This window comes from Halomonas sp. SIMBA_159 (genome assembly GCF_046536035.1).
In the GTDB taxonomy this organism is placed as follows: domain Bacteria; phylum Pseudomonadota; class Gammaproteobacteria; order Pseudomonadales; family Halomonadaceae; genus Vreelandella; species Vreelandella venusta_A.
The window spans coordinates 1-253 of sequence record NZ_JAWJBT010001100.1 but is presented as its reverse complement, the minus strand read 5'-3'; the positions used below and the strand labels follow the sequence as shown (position 1 = coordinate 253).

1 pseudogene is annotated in these 253 nt (G+C 59.7%); it reads right to left on the bottom strand.

The annotated features are described in order from the left end of the window. Positions 1 to 227 (bottom strand): annotated as a pseudogene (locus R0J87_RS22670) (ABC transporter permease); the annotation flags it as partial. Positions 228 to 253: the final 26 nt, after the last annotated feature.

The following is a 253-nucleotide window of genomic DNA, read 5'->3' as shown; positions in this document are numbered from 1 at the left end:
ACCTCACCTTGGAATAGGTTCCCAAGGAAGACGAAATACTGCTCCCACAGGGGGAGATGCAAACCGAGCTGCTCGATCGCGCGTTGGCGGTCCGCCTCGGTGGCGTCCGCGGCGATGAGGATATCGATCGGATTGCCGATCGCGAACACACCGGCGAAGACCAGGATGGACATGATGAACATGACCAGGATGGCCTGCATCAATCGCCTGATGATGAATACCGTCATCGGCCGTTGCCGCCCTTACCGCCGCC